This is a genomic window from Brevundimonas sp. EAKA (assembly GCF_000698025.1).
Taxonomy (GTDB): domain Bacteria; phylum Pseudomonadota; class Alphaproteobacteria; order Caulobacterales; family Caulobacteraceae; genus Brevundimonas; species Brevundimonas mediterranea_A.
In genome coordinates this window covers 23,676-44,839 of sequence record NZ_JMQR01000012.1, presented here as the reverse complement: position 1 = coordinate 44,839, position 21,164 = coordinate 23,676, and the positions used below count along the sequence as shown (strand labels likewise).

Genomic DNA, 21,164 nt, shown 5'->3' with positions numbered 1-21,164 from the left:
CCTCAAGAGGCTCTGGCTTGAGGGCCGGACCGCCGAGCAGATCGCCCGCGAACTGAAGAACGGCATCAGCCGCAGTGCGGTGCTGGGCAAGGTGCACCGGCTCGGCCTGTCGACCGGACGGCCGGGGCGCCTGTCCGCGGCCTCCAGACCCGAGACGCCCCGGGCGCGCGTCGAGAGATCCGGAACCCGGCCGGTCAAGCGGTCCGCGACGGACGCCCCGGCGCTCCCGGCCGAACCCGTGCCCAACCTGCCGTCCCGGGGCATGACCATCCTCACCGTGAAGCCGGGCCAGTGCCGCTGGCCCTACGGCGATCCGGCCGATGCAGGCTTTTCCCTCTGCGGCCGGCCGGTGGCCCGGGGCGCCTTCTGCGCCGGCCACGCGGCGGTGGGCTATCGAACGCCGCCGGGCGGCGCCCCGTCGCTGCTCAACCTTGCGGGTCTGGCCTGAGCTCTGGCCCGGTGTCGCGACGTACGTTTGATGAGGATCGTCGGCGGTCTCCCGGAGGCCGCCGTCTTGCTGTGCGGTCCGGGCCATCGACCGGTCGGGACGGCGGCGCGCCGCCGTCGGAGACGCCGGGCGCCGGGTCGTCGTCCGTATCGGCGCAAGCGATGCGCCGAGTTGTGTCGTCGTCGCGAAGGGCGACGACGACCTGCCCCCACACAACGCCCTCCGATCTTGTCACGGCGCCCCGGAAGTCAACGGCTGCGCCGTTCCCCTCCGCGGGCCGCAAAGGGGCGGCCCGCTCCGGTGACTGCCGGGGACCCCGCCGTGGCCAAGACCGGGGTCGTTGCGCATGGGGCGCACGGCATTCTCAAAGGAATGTTCCAATGACCTTCTACAGCCATCCCTTCATCGCCTCCGCTTCCCAGAAGTCCGACTCCGCCTTCGACGACCTGACAGCCTCCCTGAACGAGGCTCGCCCGCATCCGACCGAGGAGGCCCTGGTCCAGCTCGGGCGCGCGCTCATGACCGAGCTGGTGGACATGATCTCCGACACCGCGCTGGAGGATTATCAGACGATCCTCGGAGAGGCCCTGATCGGCGCCTTCCATTCGGCGGCCGGACGGATCGAACGCGATGCGGATCGGGCGCGCGATGCGATGCGATCGCTCGACCGCGACTTCGATGGATCGGAGGCGGCGGACACCGAGCTCCAGGACGCCACCGCGAAAGCCCGGGCCGGCGATGCGGCGACCCAGGCCTGCGAACTGATCCGGGACGCGGCGTCGGAGACCTGGACGGTCGCGACCGGAGAGGTCTGGACGGCCTGGCGGGGCAGCCGGCGCGGTACGCGTCTGACAGCCGCCCAGCTGGAGGCGAAACAGGCGATCAGGGCGATCCGGCAACGGCGGTCCGGAGAGGCCGATCCGGGCGGACCGGTGGTCGCCTTCCGGGGCGCGCCGACGGCCGACAGCGCGGAGGACGCGGGCCGGATCTTCGACGCCCTGAACTGGGCGAAACAGGAATGGCCGGACATGGCCCTGGCGACGACCGGGGCGAAGGGCTCCGAGAAGCTGGCGATCAAATGGGCCCGGCAGAAGGGGGTGACCCTGATCCTCGCCCGGGCGGATTTCGATGCCCACGGCAAGGCGGCTCCCTTCCGGGCCAACGACGAGCTGATCGCGCTCGAGCCGGAAGTCTGCCTCACCCTGGTCCATTCGGTGGATCGGGCGCGGGCGGATCATCGGCCGTTCGGACCGGCGCTCAACTTTGGACAGAAGGCGATGGAGTCGGGACTGCGACACGTGTCCATCAAGGCGCGGGCCGCCTGACGGATCAGGCCTGACATCGACGACCCGCTCGGCTTCGGCCGGGCGGGTTTTTTTTGTTTGTCATCCGGGCGCGGTCGGGCGGACTTCCGCTTCCGGCGACAGGGTGGGCCTTTCAGGGCCAGCCCTTGTTTTCTGTTGTTTGGGCATGTCGGCGAGTGATCGGGATGGCTGACAATCTGCGAAAAGGGCCGGAGGGCAAGATAAAAGGGCGTTTTGGGCGCTTCGCGTTTCTTGTATTCTCTCCGTGACTTGGGCGAGGGGACTTTGGCCGTTGGCGACTTGGGATGAGTTGCCGGGCGGCGAAGGCCTTCTCCTCTGCCGGGAGGGTTCGAATGCTGGTCCGAAGCGCCATCGACGAGCGGGTGTCGGCCGGCTCCGGTCAGGACGCCGACGGGCTTCGGGTGAGCCTGCCGCTTTCCCTGAAGAAGGATCGCGCCGGGGTCCGGACCGGGATGCTCCAGCGGCTCGCTTGCTCTCGCGCCTTCGCGCTCGGGGACCGCTCAGGTGTGCTGAGGGCGGCGCAGAACCGGTCAGGTCGGGCCTTTCGCCTCGACGTCCGTCAGAAGGTGATCGTCAAGGCGCTGGTCTCGCGCCACGCCGGCCGGGGCGCCGAGAGAGCGGCTGCGCTGGGCAAGCATGTGGCCTATCTCGGCCGGGCCGGGGCGGGGCTGGAGGGCGAGCGGCCGGACTTCTTCGATCGGGAGCTGAATGGGATCCGTCCGGCGGTCGAGACGGACGGCTGGAGCGAGGACCGGCATCATTTCCGCTTCATCGTCTCGCCCGAGCATGGCGAGCGGCTCGACCTGAAATCCTATGTCCGGGAGGTCATGGGACGGGTCTCGGCGGACCTCGGAGAACCGAACCTGACATGGGTGTCGACCTGCCATTACGACACCGACCAGCCGCATGCCCATGTGCTGGTTCGCGGACGGCGGGAGGACGGACGCGACCTGGTCATTCCGCGCGACTACATCGGCTACGGCTTCCGGGCGCGGGCGCAGGAGGTGGCGCAGGAGCGGCTGGGCGATCTCTCCCGGGTCGAGGCGGAGCGGCGGGTCTGGAAGGAGACCGAGGCGGACCGGTTCACGGGGTTCGACCGGCGGCTGATCGCGGAGGCGGACGCCGGTGGGACGGTCATGGACGGCGTCGGCGCCAACGACGCCTGGGCGGCGCTGACGCGGGGGCGGCTGAGACATCTGGAGCGGCTGGGTCTGGCGACGCGGACGGGGCGGCGGTATCGGCTCGACCCGGAGATGGAGACGAAGCTGCGGACCCTGCAGGCGCGACGGGACATCATCCGGACGCTGAATCAACGGCGCCTCGAAGGGGCCAAGGAGGTACGGGTCTTGGGGGCGGCGGCGGTTCGGGGCGTGGTGGTGAAGACGGGGTTCCATGACGAGGCGGGGTCGTCGCCTTGGGTGGTGGTGCGCGATCTTGGAGGAATCGAGCACTACGCGAAATTGCGGGCGGGAAGTCGGCCCCTTGTCGCGGGCGAGACGGTGCGGCTTGAAGCGGCTTCGGCCGGATACGCGCGGGTTGCGGGAAGAACGCCGGCGGATCTCAGTCGGTAGACGCGTCGGCATGGCCGCGCTCCGCGTCTGTGCTCGGCAGGGCGAAGCTTCAGCGCGGTTGACCCGGTCGATCCGGACAGCGAAGGTCCCCGGCTTGGGGGCGTGCGTGCAGACTTTTCTGGGTTGGATTGACGGTGATCCGTCACATGAGGCCGCAGTTCTCAGGGCGCTGGGCGCGAGCGGACAGCAGGATGCGCGAGAGGAGCTTGGTCTCGGCAGTCTGAGAGACAGTTTCGCCGATACCTTTTTCCCGGGGCTGAGCACGATCCAGACCCGCGCGCGGTATTTTTTCTTCGTGCAATGGTGCTGCGAACTCGCCGCGCGACGATCAGCCGAGGACGGGATCCTGACCGCCCTCCATCGTCATGAGGTGGAGCTGATCTCTGCGCTCAGCCACCTCGGTCAGGGCAAGGGGGTGATCGGGATCGACAGCCAGGATCGCCTCAGGCGAATGCCGTCCGACATTTATTGGTCCGGTCTCATGCGGCTGGGCATGCGCCAGGCCGAAGGTTCACCCGTCCACTGGGCCAGAGGCGTCGTCGCCGCCCGGGAGACGGAGCGGCAATCGCCCGGTCGCGAAGGTGAGGCGGCGATAGAGTCCACCTTTGGATTTGATTCCGACCGTCCCCGGATGCCGGACAATTTTCCAAACCTGCCGGCTCTGGACTTCGGCCTGACGACCGACGAGGCCCGGACGCTGCGACGGCGACTTGCAGGGGCCTGCGCTGATCGGGATGGCCGTCTGCATCAACACAATCTGATGAGCGTGTTCATGACGCACCGCAGGGCGCTGCCGCGCGGAATGAGCCTCTGGGACCACCCGATGGTCCCGGCGCTTCAGAGCGAAACCCAGCAGCTGTTGCAGCTCGCGCGGGCGTTCACGGAAGTCATGTACGGCGCCGGGATTCTCTACCGCCGCACGGTCGCCCGGTTGTCGCTGCCCGAAGGCGGTCAGCTCGACCGATATGAAGGTTACGCCGCGGGTCTCCAGGACTGGGCTAACGCTCTTCGCCCCGCCGATGTTCATCTGGTTCTCGACCATATCGATGAAGCGGGTCGCCTCGGTTTCGCCACCAGGCATACCATCAGCCCCGAGACCCTGGCGTTCGTGAAGGCCTGGGCGGCCCTCTGTCGAGCCGGGCCGGATCTGCCCGCCAGCGAGGCGGCGGCGGAACTGGTATCAAGACGCGAGGTTGCCCTGAAAGGGCGGGCGGGCACTTCCCGCATTCGACTGGCGAGCGCGCGATCCCGCTGGAGGGGCGGAGAGGCGCAAAGGCTCGATTATCGCTGGGGCACCGCGCACCAGTATCTCAACGATCTGGCCAGCGTCCGATAATGCTGGGCGCGCGGATGAGAACCTCGCTGTATGACCTCGTGCGGCCGCCCGTCGGCTGGCGGTTCGACGCCCTGGTCGTCTGCACCTATTCGGCGGATTTGCGCAGTGTGCTCGCGCTCCCCGCGGCCCTGCTATCGGACCGTCCCGGCGGCGATCTCCAACCCCGGGCCATTACCCCTGCGCAGATCGCCGCCCTGCGCCGGATCTGCGATCGGACCGTCATCTTCTGCCAGGACGGTGCAGTGGCCGGCGCGGACGGTCTGCCGCCAGCGGTGATCGAACTCGAACCCCTGGTGAATGCGGTCCGCCTCGAAGGTGGCGGGGCCTTTCATCCGAAGGTTTGGCTCGTCCGCTTCCGCGACGACCGCGGTCGGGTTTCGCTGCGCCTGGCGGTCATGAGCCGCAACCTGACGGCGGATCGATCCTGGGACGCCGGCGTGGTTCTGGAAGGCCAGCCGGGTCGGACGCCGCGAGATGACGGTCTCACCCAGCTCCTGGACGCCCTGCCGGACATGGTGCGCAGGCCCCTTCGACCGGCCCAGGCTGCGCTTGTCCGCGATCTGGTCGGCCAGGCCCGGACGACGCGCTGGATCCCGCCCAAGGGGTTGGCCCGACCAGACCTCCGCCTCATCTGCAAGGATCAGACCTGGCTGCCGCCTCCCAGTGACAGCCTTGTGGTCTTTTCGCCCTTCCTCACCAAACCCGCTCTGCGGCAACTGCGCGCGACGCGCCGTCTGGCCCTCGTCTCCCGGGCGGACGCACTCGACCGATGCTGGGGCGAGGCGGTGACGGCTTTTGATCGCCGTCTGGTTCTGGATCCCCCGACGGGCGAGGACGACGCCCGCCCGGGCCAGCTCCATGCCAAGATCTACGCCTGGGATCGCGGTGATCGTCGCGGCCTGGCGATCGGTTCGATGAACGCCACCTCGGCCGCCTTCTCAGGGGCCAATGTGGAGTTCATGGCGGTGTTCGACGCCACGGCCGCCCTGCCTGACGGCGTATCATCGCTCCTCGACACTCTCGCGCCGGTGCTCGTCGATCATGCGCCCGAAGAGACGAGCACGCCGGAGGAAACGACTGACGACCGTCCCGCCCGCCGGGCGTTGAGCAGCCTCGACCTCACGCTCGATTGCGCGCCGGATGGCGAAGGCTGGCGTGTCTCCCTGCGTGCGCCCAATCCCCTGTCCGATGCGGATCAGGCCGAATTGATCGGCTTGACCTTCCGCCCCGCAACCTTGCCCCTGGATCAGGCATGCCCTTGTCTCGACGGACTGGCCGAACGTCAGGCGGCCGAATTTCCAACGCGCCTGGCGCTCGCCCAGATCACCGGCTTCATCGTCTTCGCATCGCCGACGATCGCGCCCTTCACCCTCCGGCTGGAGGTGCTGGGCGTTTCCGAGGACGAGAGGCGCAGAGCCGCTCTCCAGGCCCTCATACCGGACACGAGAAGTTTTCTGGAGTTCGTGAGGGCCTTGCTGGGTGACGATGCAGCGCTTCAGGCCCTGCTCAATCCTGGCGGCCCCGCCGCCGGTTGGGCGGCGGCGGCGGGCGGCATGGGGGGTGGCCTCCTCGAACTGCTGATCCGCGCCGTGGCGGACGATCCGCAGCGATTGGAGCTCCTCGTTGAAGCCTTTGACGGGTTCGGGGCCCAGGAGTTCGAGCGCCTCGCGCCGCCGGAGTTTCGCAAGCTCTGGACCGCCGTGATGGCGGCGCGAGAGCCGGCATGAGCGAGCCGACCCGGTTCCAGCAGGCCACGGCCGACTACGCGGTCAGCCGTCTTTGGCGCGACCGCGCGCCGGCCTACCGGTTCCTGGTGGCCGACGAGGTCGGCCTGGGCAAGACGATCGTCGCCAGGGAGATCATCCGCCAGACGCTCACGCGTTTTCCGGAAGGCCCGGTCGACATCATCTACGTTTGCTCCAGCCAGGCCATCGCCAGTCAGAATCTCGACAAGCTCGTCATCGATGCGGGCGGCGCCTCGGCCCGGGCCACACGGCTAAGCCTGCTGGCGATAAACACGCGGAGCGAGGGCGACGAGGATCGCGTTCGCTATTATGCGATCACGCCGGATACCTCCTTCAATCTGACCCGGGGCGCCGGGTCGATGCGGGAACGCGCTCTGATCCATCGCCTGTTGCGATCCAGGCTGAGGCCGGCGGGGTTCGAGGATCTCCTGCGCGAGCGGGCGGGACGAAAAAGCTGGGACGATCACGTCACGGACCTCGCGGACGTCCGGCTCGATCCCCGGATCACTGAAGCCTTCGTCGGGGCGGTCCTGTCGGACGACGCCCTGGTCGCCGAGATACGCCGGCTGGCGGCATTGGCGCTCGATGAGGCAACGCCCCTCGCGTTCCGACGCGCGCGAAGCGGTGTTATCGGGCGGCTTCGCGCCCTGCTGGCCCGGGCGGGGGTCGACGCCGTCGCGCCGGCCTGTCTGATCGTGGTCGACGAGTTCCAACGCTACGCCGATCTACTCGCCGCGCCCACGCAAGGCTCTTCCCTGGCCCAGGAGCTGGCCATGGGGCTGATGCGCGCGGGTGACCCGGGACGGCGTGTGCTGCTTCTGTCGGCGACCCCCTATCGCATGCCGGGCGCCGCCGTCGGCGGCCAGACCTATGACAACTTCGTCGATCTGATCCGCTTCCTGGCCGGCGACGCCCCGGCGAAGGCCCTGGACGACGCGCTTGGCGAGTTCGCCGCCGCGCTGCGAAGTCCTGAACGGTCGTCTGATCGGATCACGGCGGCCCGGGACCGGGCCGCGGGCATTCTGAAGCGCGTGATGAGCCGCACGGAGCGGGTCAGCTGGACCCAGGGCGGGGCCAGCATGGTCGAGGAAGTCATTTCCTACCTCGATGTCGAGCCGGGGGACCTTGCCGGCGCCGTCGCGGCGCGCCGCATCGCCCGCAGCGTCAAGGCGCACGACCCGACGGAATATTGGAAGTCTGCGCCCTTCTTCCTCGACTTCATGAGGGACTATCAGTTCCGGCGTTCGGTCATGGCGACCTCGCGGGTCGAGCGTCGTCGTATCGCCGCAGACCTCAAGCCCCTGTTGATGCAGCAGGGAGATCTCCGTGGACTGCAAGCGACGCCGATTCCCAATGCCCGGATGCGCGCCCTGATCGCCGACGCCCTGCCGAAAGGCGTGGAGAACCTCTTATGGGCTCCCCCCTCCCTTCCCTACCTCCAACCCTCCGGCGTATTCGCGGATGCACCGGCTGATCTCAAGCGACTGGTCTTTAGCGAATGGCGCCTCGCGCCGGACGCGATTTCCGCCTTGGTCTCCTACGAGGTCGAACGGCGACTGGCCGAACGATGGAAACCAAAACGGCGCCGACGCGCCGGCGCCGGACGTCCGGATCCCCGCCGCGCCCATGCCGACTTCGCCAAACCGGGCGAGTTGTTGCGCCTTCACCGCCCGGGCCGGGCCGGCGCGACCGACTCCCATCCCGCCGCCCTCGCCCTCCTGGTCCCCGGCGTCCGGCTGGCGGAGTTGGGCGATCCACTGTCGCTGGCGACAACGAATGGCGGACCTGTTTTGGCTGCGGCCGCCGAGGCCGCCGTCCGCCGCCAGATCGTCGGCGCGCTCAAAGACCTGCCCAAGGGCCGCCCCGAGGGTCACCCTGACGAGCGTTGGTATTGGGCGGCCCCTCTCTTGCTCGACGGCGCCGACGCGAGAACCTGGCTGGCCGGGAAGAACCCCCTCGGCGCATGGCATGACGGGCGCGACCAGGGCCCCGATCCCGCCCGGGCGATGCGGCTGATTCTGGCCCATCCCGAACGGCTGGGGCCTCGTCCCAAGGATCTTGTGAAGGTCCTCGCCCAAATGGCGCTTGCCGGGCCTGCGGTCTGCGCCCTGCGCGCGCTATCGCGCACCTTTCCCGTCGTCGGTCTGGAGCCCGCGGTTCGCAGCGCGGCTTTCAAGGTGGCGCGCGGGTTCCAGACCCTCTTCAATCAGAACGACGCGACCGTCGTGGTTCAACTGGCCTATCCGCGCATCTCGACCTATTGGCTCCAAGCCCTCGCCTATGCCCGGGACGGTAATCTCCAGGCGGTGCTGGACGAGCATTTTCATTTGCTGTCGGACGCCATTTCCCTCGACAGCAAGGGGCCGGCCGATCGGATCCGGAGGGCCGGCGAAGCCGTCTACGGCGCTCTGACCCTGCGTCGCGCGACGGTTCAGGTTTCCGGCCTGGAGCGACGGCGCGGAAGTGGGATCCAGTCGGTCGGCCTGCGCTGTCGGCATGCGCTCAGATTCGCCGAGATCAAGGACGCCACGGGCGGCGTGAGTCGTCTTGACGCTGTGCGCGGCGCGTTCAACTCGCCATTCCGGCCGTTCATCCTGGCCTCCACCACGGTCGGGCAGGAGGGGCTCGACTTCCATCCCTGGTGCCATGCGGTGGTGCACTGGAATCTGCCCCGGACCCCGGTTGAGCTGGAGCAGAGGGAAGGCCGGGTTCATCGGTACAAGGGCCAGGCCGTCCGGCTGAACGTGGCCGCGGCCTTCGGCCTGGAGGGCCTGTCCGGGCGCGGCATGAACGGCCTCATCGATCCGTGGCGAAGACTGTTCGAACTGGCCGCCGAGGCGGAACCCGACAATGAATTGGCGCCGAGCTGGGTGTTCGAAGGGGGAGACGCACCGCGTAGAGTCAAACGGATCGTACCTCTTATGGCCTTCAGTCGGGAAGCGGACGCCTGGCCGCACCTGACTCGCCGGCTCGGTCTCTACCGGCTCGTCATGGGCCTTCCCAGACACCAGGACCTGTTCGCCGCGATCGAGGACACCGTGACGCCAGAGGAGGCGCGCGATTGGGCGATCGACTTGCGGCCGAAGGGCCGGCGTCGTTGAATCCCGCTCGGCGCCGGCGCGTATCAGTCGTCGATCTGCAAAAGGTCGTCTTGGCGACATCGCAGGCTCTTGCATAATCCTAGACGACCGCCGGCCGGGTTCCGATCCTCCAGAGACGCGCATCAGACCTCGCGGAAGACCAGAATCGCCGATACAGGATCGTCTAGACTAAACACCACGTCATCCTCCAGGAGCGGCCATCGTCTGCGGTCGCAATCGACCCGTGGCCGCCGACCCCGACTCGCGCGAAGCTGCGTCCCCCTCCTGCTCCTGATCGGAAGCCCGTGCCCCTCGACGCTCTTCGCGCCTATCAGCCATCGCTTCCGGCGCTCTGCGGTCTTGAGGCGGCGGTCGAGACTCTCGCCACCGCGAGCGCGGCCGATCGGGGGGCGATCTTCACCCGGCCCGAGGTCGTCGAGTTCATCCTCGACCTGGTCGGCTACACACCGGACAGACCGCTTGCTCGCCTGCGGCTTCTGGAACCCTCGTTCGGCGGCGGCGACTTTCTGAGGGCGGCGGTTCGTCGCCTCGTCCAGTCCTACAACGACGCCGGCGGCGCCGCGCCGGCCGTCGATCTTGCCGAGGCGATCCGCGGGGTTGAGCTGCACCGGGCGACCTTCGCAGCGACGGCGGCCCAGCTGACGGCCGACCTGGAGGGACTCGGCCTCACTTCCACGGACGCGACCCTCCTCGTCCAGCGCTGGCTGTCCTGCGACGACTTTCTCCTGGCGCCGATCGCGGAGAAGTTCGACGTCGTGGTCGGCAACCCGCCCTACATCCGCCAGGAGCTCATTCCGCAGTCGCTGATTGACGAATACCGTCGGCGCTACGCCACCGTCTACGACCGCGCCGACATCTACATCCCCTTCATCGAGCGATCGCTGGACCTGCTGACCGGGCAGGGGGTCCTGGGCTTCATCTGTGCCGACCGATGGACCAAGAACCGCTACGGCGGCCCCCTGAGAAAGCGGGTCGCCGAGCGCTTTCATCTGCGGGCCTATGTCGACATGGTCGACACCCCCGCCTTCCTGTCCGACGTCGTCGCCTATCCGGGGATCTTCGTGATCGGCGCGGAACGGGGCGAGATCACCCGGATCGCGCGCCGGCCGGTGATCGAGGCGGCGCCGCTGTCGGATCTGGCCAAGGCCTTGACCGGTCAGCCGGCCGATGCCGAGGTTCACGCGGTCGGCCTGGTCACCGGGGGCAGTGAACCCTGGCTTCTGGAAGGGTTTGACAGCCTTGAGGTCGTACGGCGTCTCGAAGCGGCGTTTCCGACCCTGGAAGAGGCCGGCTGTAAGGTTGGCATCGGCGTGGCGACCGGCAACGACGAGGCCTTCATCGGCCCCCTCGATGCCCTCGACGTCGAGCCGGACCGGAAAGTTCCCTTGGTGATGACCCGCGACATCCATGCCGGGGACATCCGGTGGCGGGGTCTCGGCGTCATCAATCCGTTCAAGGACGAGGGCGGTCTGGTGTCGCTGACGGACTACCCGCGTCTGGGCGCCTATCTCGAAGCGCGCCGCGAGGCGATCTCGCGCAGACATGTGGCCCGGAAATCCCCGGCGAACTGGTACCGGACCATCGACCGCATTTCTCCAGAACTGGTCGGGCGGCCCAAGCTTCTGATCCCGGACATCAAGGGCGAGGCCCATATCGTCTATGACGAGGGTCGCTATTACCCTCACCACAACCTCTACTTCATCACCTCAGAGACCTGGGACCTGCGCGCGCTCCAGGCCGTGCTTCTTTCAGGCATCGCGCGCCTGTTCGTGGCGACCTATTCGACCAAGATGCGCGGCGGCTATCTGCGCTTCCAGGCGCAGTATCTCCGCCGCATCCGTGTCCCCCGATGGGAGGACGTCAGTCTCGCGCTGAGGGCGCAGCTGACCGAGGCGGCGGAGCGACGTGATCAGGTCGCTTGCAACGCCGCCGTGGCGGAGCTGTATCGGCTGACGGCGGAGGAGCGGCTTGTGATAGGCCTGACGGGGGACGGCGACGATGCTTGATCTGGCGGACTACGAGCGCAAGGCGCACGAGGCGGTCATGGCCTTCTGGGGCAACCGGGAGGCGGCGCGTCAGAAGCAGATCGAGGCCGGGCGGATCGACGCCGGCGAACGCGCAGGCGTCACCGCGGGCAAGAACATGGACGGCTTCGTCGCCATGGTCATCGACTTGGTGCATGCCAATGGTCTCGGCCACGCCCAGATCCACAAGGAACGACGGGTCCTGACCCTTCCGGGCTATTTCCGGCCGACGAAGCTGTGGGACCTGCTGGTGATCCATGAAGGCCGCCTGATCGCCGGGGTCGAGTTGAAGAGCCAGGTCGGCCCCTCGTTCGGCAACAATTTCAACAACCGGACCGAGGAAGCGATCGGAATGGCGCATGACCTGTGGACCGCCTATCGCGAAGGCGCCCTGGGCCAGCATCCGCGTCCGTTCATCGGTTGGATGATGATGGTCGAGGACCACCCCGCCTCGCGCTCGCCGGTGCGGGACGCCTCACCGCATTTCCCGGTCTTCCGGGAATTCCAGGGGGCGTCCTATCTGAAACGCTACGACATCCTGTGCCAGCGCCTTGTGCAGGAGCAGCTCTATACCTCGGCCGCGCTGATGGCGTCGCCCCGCTCGGCGGTCGGGGACGGCGCGTTCCAGGACCTGTCCGATCTCACCAGTCTGAAGACCTTTGTCACGACCTTCGCGGGTCATATCGCGGCTGAAGCCGCGCGCTCGGCCTAGGTCGCCGGGCGTGACCGACCCGTTGGCGCCGAACATCCCGCCGGAGCTGGTCGATCTTCAGGCTGCCTCACCCAAGGCCGGCGGGGAGAAGCAGACCGCGCGCCGAGCTGTCGAAATCCTCCTGGAGCAGAAGGCCGGCTTCCACCAGCCGACCGCCCGGGAGCGTGACGCCCTTCTCGTCGCCTTCGCGATGAAGCGCCGGGTGATTTACGGCGCCGCTTTCGATGTCATTCGGATGGGCCGCCCTGTCGATCTCACCGATCCGGCCGGAATTGCTGAGAACCTCGACGCCATCACCGTCTATGAAATCAAATCGACCAACAAGCTGAAGACCCGCGCGGATTTCGGCGGCTACTTCTTCGATCTGACGACCGCCGAGCTGCTGGTCGCTCAGAGCCTCGGGGCGCAGTACAGGTTCGCCTTCGTGAATATCATCTCGGAAACCTGGTTGGAGATGACGCTGCAGGAGGTCTTCGCGAAGGCGCGCAAGATATACCCGAAGTGGGCCGTGTCGTTCTGATGGCCGAACGGGAGTTCGCCGGGGAAAAGCCTGATTTTGACTCCTGCCTGACGTTCAGAAGGGCAGCGCCAGGCCGCTCTTAAACGGGCCATCGGACCCATTTTCCTACAAGCGGGGGGGCGACCAAGCCGGCGCACCGGCGGTCTGTGCCGCCACTGGCTTGATCACCGAGCTGGGTTGCGCGAGTGGCGCGACGACATCGAGTGATCACGGCAACTAGCCTTGTTCCGATCGGGAATAGCGTCGAGAGCCCTTCTCGCGAGGGTTTTGCCCATTGGCGGATCTGATCCGCTCAAGCCGCTATTCTTGGCAGACCACCCGCCCGAAGGCCCCGACTTCGCTGCAGGCCGACACGAAAGTCATCAGCAACCAATAGAGCTGGACGAAATGGGGAGATGGGGCGTTGCCGGCTTTGATGCTGACCAGAGCGTCGCTCACGCGCTGCTTGCTCAGCGAGGAGGTCACGACATAGGCGCGCCGCATCGTATCGGGCGTCGAGCGCACGGCGCCGATCGCATCTGCGACCGTCGCGATGTCGCCACGGACGACGCGATCAATCGCCGACGTGACCCTGTCCTTCGTGTAAACGCCCTCCCAAGAGGCGACCTTGCGCCCCATCTCGCTTTCCGGCAGCGCCATGTTTCCCAGGTTCTTCAGCGCTTGGCTGACCGCTTCATGGAAAGGCGACGCGCCGAGCGACAACCCTTTATGCTTCGCATGGTAGAAAGTGACCGTCGGCGGCGTGGCTCTGGTATTTAGCCCGATAAAGTCAGCCCACTCGTCGCTGAGATCGTCACAGAGCAGCACATCGTCCTGGTGAGCGATCTGGTTCACCACCACTCCAAATACCGAAGTGGGGTCAAACGCGGTCTGCACTGCCGTTAGCCCACCCTTTTCGCTGACCGTGTCAGCCAATGCGCGCTCGGTAAGCAGGTATCTCAGCAGGTCCTCACCGCCAGCCGCGAACACGTCGTCGCGGTAGAGCGTGCCGTCGATATAGGCCAATGCCAAATCGTCGAAGAGCACGACGAAGCGGCTCTCGCTATTAATGTACGACCGTAGGGATTTTCCGCCCGGATCTTGGCCGACCGGGAGGTCTGCCCGTTCAACGGTCAGGCTTTCGGCGGCCGACAGATCAAGGCTCCGCAGACTGATCCGTCCTTTGTTGATCTTGATCTTGCCGAGAGTCCGCCGACGCCCTTCGGTGGGCTCAAGGCGAAGCTCCTTCCTCACCATCCGCACCGCGAGGCTCGTGCCCAGCCCTTCGAGCACTTCCACCATCTCATCATGGGATAGCGCGACCGGCTGTTGCCCATTTTGCCTGACGAGCCGAAGCGGACTGTGTTCGTCTAAAAGCTCTTCGGCCAGTAGCGCGGTATTGACCGAAAAGAAGGTTGGTTGCAGGCGCGCGCCGTAGGTCGCCAGGCTGACCGATCGTGCGAACGTCCGCAAAAATGGAGCGACTTCGGCGTTCTGATTTCCGAGCTCCTCGATCATGCCAACACACCAGGGCACCAGTTCTTCGTGACCCGCTGTGTCCGATCGCTGGGAGATACGCCCGGTGCTCGGCGTCGTCGTATAGTGCCCGTCATCCCGGCGTAGCGTGTAGCCCTGAGGGGCGAACCGGCTGCCACCGGCGGGGCCTACGACGTTTCGCAGATCTTCCGATTCCAGCATCTTTGACCGCAGGACGTGTTTGGACGGACTAAGGTTGCGAAGGCGCATTTTTTCGAAAATGGCGTCACTATGCGCAAGTGCCGCTTCGACCCGTTCAGCATCCATCCGGTCAAGATGCCTGGCCTTGAAAGCGGCCGTCAGATCGAGGCCGGACTTAAGGACAGCAACCTTGCCCTGATGCTCGACGAGCATGAGAAACCCATAGACCCGCTCCTTCAGCCGCGGCGGAGGATCGAGAAAGCCAGGGTCGCGGTGGTAGGCGAAGCAGATGGCCGACCATCTGACGCCGTTCAAATCCTCCCGATCATGGCGAAACAGGTTCTGCGTTGGTTCAATCGCCTGCCGTCGCAGATCGCGAAAAAGCCCGTCGACTGCCTGGTCAGTAATTCGCGCGGTCACCTCGTAGAAGTAGGCAGCCTTCGCAACATTTAGATTTTGGATCATCGCCTTCCCCGTAGGCGCCGAACATCTGCCTGTTGAGGAGTAAGATCAATCGTTCCGGGTTAGTCACTACCGAACCTCTCGCGGTGGCTGTAAGCCTGTGGGTGGCGAAGGTCCCGGGCAGGACTAGGAGCAGGCATAATGATCGAGGTATTCCCCAATCTCCATGTGGGCTCTGAGCAGGACGAACAACGGATCCGGGGAGCGCCGGGTTGGTTCGTAATCCATGCCTGCAAGGAGCCGTTTCATCGTCAAGCGCTCGGCTATTCGGGTAGGGCGGCGTCTAAAGATCATCCGGAATATTTGATTGCGCGGCGACCCGGGCGGTTGATCCTGAACCTGGTCGATGTCGACAACGTCAATTACATCGGCGCGGAAATTGTAGACGCTGCGTTGGCGGCCATTAACGAAAATATCGGCTCGGAAAACATTTTGATTCATTGCAATCAAGGCGCTTCAAGGTCGCCCTCAATAGCTCTCCTCTACCTGGCGAAGCACACTGATACATTCAGTGGCCTAACGCTCGATGCTGCGCTCGCCGCGTTCAGGGCGCTCTATCCGCACTACAATCCAGCTCGCGGCATGGCGGACTACGTCCGCATCAACTGGGAGCGCTATGCTCAGTAGAACAACGGCCCAATCCGCCCGATGAGGTCGAGGGCTGCCAAGACTGAGGGGTATCGCTGGCAGCGCTATCGATGTCGGACGACTGTAAGACAGCGACGGCCTTCAGGAGGTGACCCTCCGGGCTATCGCTTCGGCATGCGTGCTTCCGCCATCACGGGGTGGAACAGTCCGCCAACTGGCATAGGTCGGGCGCGCTGGCCGGACTACTCGATGGCCGTGCTCACGTCAGCGGCCAGCCGGCGCTCGATCTGGTCTTCCTGGCCCCATCCTCGCGCGCCTCCCAGCCGCACGGCTGTGTAGATGATGGCGCGGCGGAGAAACGGGACGCCGCGGTTGGCCATCGCCTCGCGCAGGATCCGATCGGCCTCCAGGCGGCTGTACGGCGTTGATCGGGTGATGCCGCTCGGTCCGTCCTTCCAGACGCCGGTTCCGCTGGTGGCGTAGAGATAGTCATGGATGATCGCCGCCTTCACCCAAGGCCCGTCGGGCGGCAGGATGATCCACGCCCAGCGCGGGATCGACGCCAGATCGGTTGGAAAACCGGGACGCACCGTGATGTTTTCAGTCCTGTCGCCGGGGCGATAGGTCAGCGGATCGTGGAGCGCCCAGAGACTTCGACCCCCCTTGAGCGAGGGCGCGCGCTTGTTGTCGAGGAGCACGAGCACCAGTTTCCCGTCGAACCTGTCGATCCATTCGTCAGCCTGGTCCGTGACCACCGGTTCGACATTCTGGGTCATTATTCTTCTCTCTGCGGATGAAACGTCCTCCGCTTGGACGAGGTCAGCCGGGGTCTGGTGGCGCGGGCAGGGGGGCGCAGCCCAACTCGGAACCGAGATCCAAGAATGTCCGGACTTCGAGCCGCGGAAACAGCTCTAGATCCGCCCGAATCTCCACCTCCTCCAGTGACGCCCGCATGGAGCAGTAGTCGGCGGACCGCGGCGTATCCTGGTCAAAGATGAAGGCCGCCATCCGGCCATCGGGCGTCGTCAGCACCTTCCAGTAGGCGGACGGCAGTCGGTGCCGCTCGTGGCCGTTGGGCATGGGCATCGCCGGCATCATCCGCTCGTAAAGCGGCCCAGTGAGAACATAGAGCTCTCTCGGCGAGTCCTCCGGAGAAGTTCGCGCCACCAGGCCACGCTCCTGCGCTTCGAGGTACTGCCACGAGGCCTGGTTAAGCGCGGAGCGCTGGGGCGTGATGTTGGAGAGGATGTTGGTGTCCCCAGCGAAGGCCGTGCCCGAGAAGGCCGCCAGCGGGGCCTGGTGTCCCCGGTCGATCTGGAGGGCGTCCGGCGCCTCGTCGTAATCGTCGGGTTCCAGGGTCTCGGTTTCCGACAGCCAGGGGTCCGCCTGCCAGCGGCGCCCCCCGGAGGGGCCCACCGTGTCGCTGGTGACGCGGTAGGCCACCCAGTCGGCGAACTTGCGCCGGTCGTTGGATGACAGCGTGTAGATCTCCCGCACGACGACATCGTTGGTGGCCGAGGCCCCGGTCGGACATCCGTGCAGGCAATGGAAGGTGTGCAGCTCGGCCCGATCCTGCGCGAACGCCGGAACGGCCATCGCCGAAAGGGCCAAGGTGAGGATCAGCCGCTTCATGCTTCCGTCCCCTTGGCGGCCGGCTTCGGTGCGGCCTCGATCCGGAGCTCATCGAAACAGAACACCAGCCTTTTCATCTGTCGCCCTCCTCGTCATCGAACGACGCGACCGTAGAGGGGGGCTGCGTCATTTCCGGACGTACGGTCCGGGAATGCGCACATGCTCCCGGGTGATCGTATCATGAACGCCGCGATCAGATTCACCATATTCGCGAGGAGTGATGAGGGCCTTCGCCCCGGAGGATGAGAGGCGGCGCGTGGGAGCGGATTGGGGGCTGGGCCCCCAGTACGTCTGCAGCTGACTCATCGCGGCGGTTCGGAGTGTCCGCTAGCCGGAAGCAGGCATGACCTTCGATGGCTTCAAAATGGTGCCCGCGTAACCTCCGCGTTGACACCTCCGGACCAGTTGCACCACCCTAGATAGGGGCGTCATAGATGGCGCAGGGGACGGTAGTGGCGGCATGGTGCTCGAGGGTCTGGCCTCTATCCGAGGTCTCACACCGCTGGAGGAAGGCGGAGCCGTCGCAAGGACGGGCTTCATCTACCAGGACCATGTCGCGGCCGGGTTCTGCCTCGACATGCTGGCGAACGAACAGCTTCGCGAAATCTGGTGCGAAGCCGAGGACGACGTCACCCTGATCTGGCTCGGCAGCGACGGCGAGTGGGTTGAGCTAGTGCAGGTCAAATCGGACAAGCATCCTCAGCTTTGGAGCGTCGCTCTGATCTGCGAAGGGCACCCGGCCTCGATTGCCGCCAAGAGTCTGGCTCACGATCGATGTGCTGAACCCTGTCGTTTCCGCCTGGTTACACAGGGGGACATTCACCCCGATCTCGCCGTCCTCAAACTCCCGATCGGCCATGAGGACCGCACCTTTGCCAACCCGAAGATGAAAGACGCCCACGAGAAGGTGTCGCTCAGGATGGGCAACCTCCTGTCACTCCGACAGCGTGGCGCATCCCACTGGATCGGAGATCTGGTCTGGACGGTGGCGGAATCAGAGGCGGCGATCCGCAACGCCAACCTCATCGCTCTGGAGCGTTGGCTAGAGGATATGGGCGAGGTCCTGTTCTCGGACCAGCGGGACGAGCTCTACGACCGACTGCTTCGCCGGATCATGACCGCGTCCTGCACGCGTTGGAGGGACGGCCCAGAGACCAAGAAGCTCCTTCGGGACTTGTTCATTGAATGGCTGAAGGCTCAGGTTGCCGCAGTCAAGGGCGTTTCGACGGGTAAAGCCGGCGAGGTGCTCCGCTTCAAAATGACCGCCGCGGGCTTGGAGCTAGGCGTCATCGACATGGCCGAAGATATCAGGCGCCGGCACCGACGCCTGGAGCTGGACCCGAAATACATGGGCGGGTCTGAGACGGCCGATATGGAGTCCGAAGCGCTGGCCATCCTTAATCAGCTTGTGTCCCAGCTGGATCGCGGGAGTCTGGATCTTGACGGCGTGGCGTTCCACAGCCTCTGCCTTGACGCCTTGGCGGGCCTCCGTGCCAGCCATCCGGAAGCCCGTTTCGCCGCGCTCCAAGCGGTCATGTACATCGCCGCAGACCGCTGCCGACATCGCTTCGTCCAGGCGCGCGTATGAAAGCGCTTCGGCACCACGCTTCACGACCCGCCGGACGGGCCCTGCTCGCCGATGACGTGGTCGAGTTTCACGCGGGGCGACTGGTCCTGCTGCTGTTCATCTGCGGCCAGAACTCAAAGATCAGGGGTTTGACCAAGATGGCGAAACTAGACTTCTTCATCCGATATCCCGACTTCTTCGCTCTGGTGAATGGCCAAGATGGACGTGGAGCGCCCGTCGAGGCCGCCATGGTTCGCCACCACTATGGCCCGTGGGACAAGCGCTACTACCATGTGCTGGCCTTCCTCGAGGCTCGGGATCTGATCAAGGTCACGCGGTCAGGCAAGGCTGTGCATCTAGCTTTGACCAAGTCAGGTAAGGTCGCCGCCAAGGCGCTGGTCGGAACAGAGGCGTTCGCCGAGCTCGTTGCGCACATGCGGGTCGTCGCCGCAGCATTCTCGGGCCGGACCGGCACTGAGCTCAAGACGCTCATCTACGCGACGTTCGGCGAGGACGTCAGTGACCGTCCTCTCGGCCATATCATCGGGGGTGAAAGCTGATGCCGTATCGTCTACTGATTCACAACATCTCGCGGACGACGCGCGACGGCGTCGAAGAAGTGCTGCCCTTGAAGTCGGGGGTCAACGTCCTCGTCGGGGAGCAGAACTCAGGCAAGAGCACCTGGCTGAGAATGCTCGACTTCCTGATGTTCCAGACGAAATCGGCCAAGGAGCGGTTTGAGGACGTTCTGGTCGCCAAGTATGGCTCGATCTCCGCGCATATGACTGTTGGCGACCGGACCCTGACCCTGACGAAGGCTTGGGACTCTGAAGGGGCCAAATCCATGACGCTGGTGGACGGCGAGCGCATGGCGACGCCTGATGTCGAAACACTGTTCATGACGCTGCTGGACATTCCGATCCTGCGGTACCCGCAAGGCGCTCTAACTAGCGACCGAACTTGGCCGACGCTGGGGTGGCGATCGCTGTACCGCCACATCTATCGACGTCAGGACTTTTGGGGAGATCTAGCGCCGGAGCAGCCCGATAGCGAACAGCAGGCGGTCCTGCTGCAGTTCCTCGGTCTGGCCGAGGCGCTGTTTTCCGTCGATCTCGCCAAGCTGGCGGACACGCGTCGGGAAATCGTGCGCGCGGAGAACCAGAAGGACTTCTTCCTTCAACTGGTGCAGCAGATCGCGCCTGGTCTGTTCCCCGACGAAGATCTCCAGGTCGGGTTGACCGAAGCCTCCATCGAGACCGCAAAGGCGAGACTGGACCGGGAGGTTGGAGGTCTCGTCGAGGCGCGATCGGCCGAGCTGGGCCGCGTTCAAGACCAACTGACACGTGGCAAGGTCGACCTGCATGACCTCTTGGACCGACGCGCGAGGACATTGGACGCGCGGACTGGTCTGAAGTCGCGAATGGATGCCCTATCAGCGCGTATTCGGGAACTTACAGACTATCGCGACACCCTCACACAAGAGGCGAGTCGGCTATCCCGGGCCGATGTCGCCGCAAAGGTCTTCGCCCCCTTGAAGGTAACCCACTGTCCGGCCTGCGATCAGTCCGTGGAGCCCCGACCAGCTAAGGTCGGCTGCTGCTTCCTCTGCGATCAGACCACGAGCGGCGACGAGGCCACGCTGACGGCGGCCAATACCCGCTTGAACTTCGAACGCGACCAGATCGCTGGCGAGTTGAAAGAGGCGCGAGACCTTTTGAGCGCAGCCAATGCGGATCTGAAAGAGCGCCATTCGGAACTGACGCTCGTGGAACGAGACCTTGAGGGCATCGAGGTCGCACTGCGACCCTTTCAGGCAGCCGCCAGCCATATTCTCCCCGAGAGCGTGGCTCTCCTCGACCAGCAGATCGGGGCCATGGGATCGCGCAAGCAAGCACTCGACCGCCTCTACGAACCGCTTCGCACGCGCGACGCGTTCACAGAAACAATTGATCGTCTGCGTCGCGATGCGGCCGCGCTAGAAGCCAAGGTGACTCAGCATGAAGAACAGGTCTCGTTCGAAACCGCGTCAGATTGGCTCAGCGAGGGCTTCAACACCTACCTGAACCGCATCCGGTCCCTAGACCCAAAATCTTGGATCAAGTCCGGTGCCGTGACGGTGCGCGTCAGCGACCGGCGAACCACCTTCCAGATCGGCGGGCGTCCCGCGCGGGCCCAGCTCGGCGGCACCCTCGTGCTCTACTGGGTACTAGCCTATCATTACGCGCTATTGGATTTGATACGCCGGATTGGGACGCACTATCCGGGCGTCGCCATCCTCGACACCTTCCCAGACATGGCAGTGGGCGCAGGGCTGAGGGATCCGCTTGGGCTCGCCATGCAGCCATTCGAGGAGCTCTCCCGTCGGGAAGACGTCCGTCCCATCCAGGTCATTCTAACGGCCCGGGATTTCCCGGCGACTGCATCTGCCAACCTGATCCAACTGACCGATTCCTGGCGATAAGGCAGCGATCCCGGCA

Annotated in this window: 16 protein-coding genes; 13 read left to right on the top strand and 3 right to left on the bottom strand. The window is 65.6% G+C overall.

Annotation, left to right across the window (positions count from 1 at the left end; translation table 11 throughout):
• The 9 genes from ER13_RS03385 to ER13_RS03345 form a co-directional block, all read left to right on the top strand.
• On the top strand, window positions 1-448 hold a 448-nt coding region (locus tag ER13_RS03385), incomplete at its 5' end, for a GcrA family cell cycle regulator (RefSeq protein WP_052004802.1).
• Between the two features lie 380 nt (window positions 449-828).
• Window positions 829-1,773, top strand: coding sequence for a DUF2493 domain-containing protein (locus ER13_RS03380; RefSeq protein WP_035306469.1), 945 nt, complete (start codon window positions 829-831; stop codon window positions 1,771-1,773).
• A 332-nt stretch (window positions 1,774-2,105) separates the two neighbouring features.
• Window positions 2,106-3,344, top strand: coding sequence for a DUF3363 domain-containing protein (locus ER13_RS03375; protein WP_035306467.1), 1,239 nt, complete (start codon window positions 2,106-2,108; stop codon window positions 3,342-3,344).
• A gap of 106 nt (window positions 3,345-3,450) precedes the next feature.
• Window positions 3,451-4,680 carry a DUF6361 family protein gene (locus ER13_RS03370; RefSeq protein ID WP_155988065.1) on the top strand — a complete coding sequence of 410 codons (1,230 nt, stop codon included), beginning with the start codon at window positions 3,451-3,453 and terminating at the stop codon, window positions 4,678-4,680.
• Window positions 4,681-4,694: 14 nt separating this feature from the next.
• Window positions 4,695-6,407 (top strand): phospholipase D family protein, encoded by a 1,713-nt coding sequence (locus ER13_RS03365; protein ID WP_155988064.1) that lies wholly within the window; start codon window positions 4,695-4,697, stop codon window positions 6,405-6,407.
• Entirely contained in the window at window positions 6,404-9,526 is a 3,123-nt protein-coding gene (locus ER13_RS03360; RefSeq protein ID WP_052004800.1) for a helicase-related protein, read from the top strand. The genes ER13_RS03365 and ER13_RS03360 overlap by 4 nt, the downstream gene beginning before the upstream one ends.
• A gap of 284 nt (window positions 9,527-9,810) precedes the next feature.
• Window positions 9,811-11,532 (top strand): Eco57I restriction-modification methylase domain-containing protein, encoded by a 1,722-nt coding sequence (locus tag ER13_RS03355; RefSeq protein WP_081836110.1) that lies wholly within the window; start codon window positions 9,811-9,813, stop codon window positions 11,530-11,532.
• The gene (locus ER13_RS03350) at window positions 11,525-12,262 is read left to right on the top strand and encodes a PaeR7I family type II restriction endonuclease (protein ID WP_035306458.1); all 738 of its coding nucleotides are present in this window, start codon (window positions 11,525-11,527) and stop codon (window positions 12,260-12,262) included. Before ER13_RS03355 ends, ER13_RS03350 begins: the two co-directional genes overlap by 8 nt.
• A 10-nt stretch (window positions 12,263-12,272) precedes the next feature.
• On the top strand, window positions 12,273-12,782 hold the full coding sequence (locus ER13_RS03345) for a hypothetical protein (protein WP_197019710.1): 510 nt from the start codon (window positions 12,273-12,275) through the stop codon (window positions 12,780-12,782).
• 300 nt (window positions 12,783-13,082) lie between these two features.
• Here ER13_RS03345 and ER13_RS17625 read toward each other — a convergent pair whose 3' ends face one another.
• Window positions 13,083-14,903 carry a hypothetical protein gene (locus tag ER13_RS17625; protein ID WP_052004799.1) on the bottom strand — a complete coding sequence of 607 codons (1,821 nt, stop codon included), beginning with the start codon at window positions 14,901-14,903 and terminating at the stop codon, window positions 13,083-13,085.
• A 138-nt stretch (window positions 14,904-15,041) separates the two neighbouring features.
• On the opposite strand from ER13_RS17625, the gene ER13_RS03335 reads away from it, so the two are divergent.
• Window positions 15,042-15,527 carry a dual specificity protein phosphatase family protein gene (locus tag ER13_RS03335; RefSeq protein ID WP_035306455.1) on the top strand — a complete coding sequence of 162 codons (486 nt, stop codon included), beginning with the start codon at window positions 15,042-15,044 and terminating at the stop codon, window positions 15,525-15,527.
• A 203-nt stretch (window positions 15,528-15,730) separates the two neighbouring features.
• Here the strand turns inward: ER13_RS03335 and ER13_RS03330 are convergent, their stop codons facing one another.
• On the bottom strand, window positions 15,731-16,264 hold the full coding sequence (locus ER13_RS03330) for a DUF1353 domain-containing protein (protein ID WP_052004797.1): 534 nt from the start codon (window positions 16,262-16,264) through the stop codon (window positions 15,731-15,733).
• A 43-nt stretch (window positions 16,265-16,307) separates the two neighbouring features.
• Window positions 16,308-17,120, bottom strand: coding sequence for a DNA/RNA non-specific endonuclease (locus tag ER13_RS03325; RefSeq protein ID WP_035306452.1), 813 nt, complete (start codon window positions 17,118-17,120; stop codon window positions 16,308-16,310).
• A gap of 460 nt (window positions 17,121-17,580) precedes the next feature.
• Between ER13_RS03325 and ER13_RS03320 the strand changes: the two genes are divergently transcribed.
• Genes ER13_RS03320 through ER13_RS03310 form a run of 3 tightly spaced genes read left to right on the top strand, consistent with a single transcriptional unit; the run spans window position 17,581 to window position 21,148 of the window.
• Complete coding sequence (locus ER13_RS03320) at window positions 17,581-18,708, top strand: dsDNA nuclease domain-containing protein (protein ID WP_035306450.1); 1,128 nt, start codon at window positions 17,581-17,583, stop codon at window positions 18,706-18,708.
• On the top strand, window positions 18,705-19,247 hold the full coding sequence (locus ER13_RS03315; RefSeq protein ID WP_052004794.1) for a hypothetical protein: 543 nt from the start codon (window positions 18,705-18,707) through the stop codon (window positions 19,245-19,247). Before ER13_RS03320 ends, ER13_RS03315 begins: the two co-directional genes overlap by 4 nt.
• Window positions 19,247-21,148 carry a hypothetical protein gene (locus ER13_RS03310; protein ID WP_035306448.1) on the top strand — a complete coding sequence of 634 codons (1,902 nt, stop codon included), beginning with the start codon at window positions 19,247-19,249 and terminating at the stop codon, window positions 21,146-21,148. The genes ER13_RS03315 and ER13_RS03310 overlap by 1 nt, the downstream gene beginning before the upstream one ends.
• Window positions 21,149-21,164 lie beyond the last annotated feature (16 nt).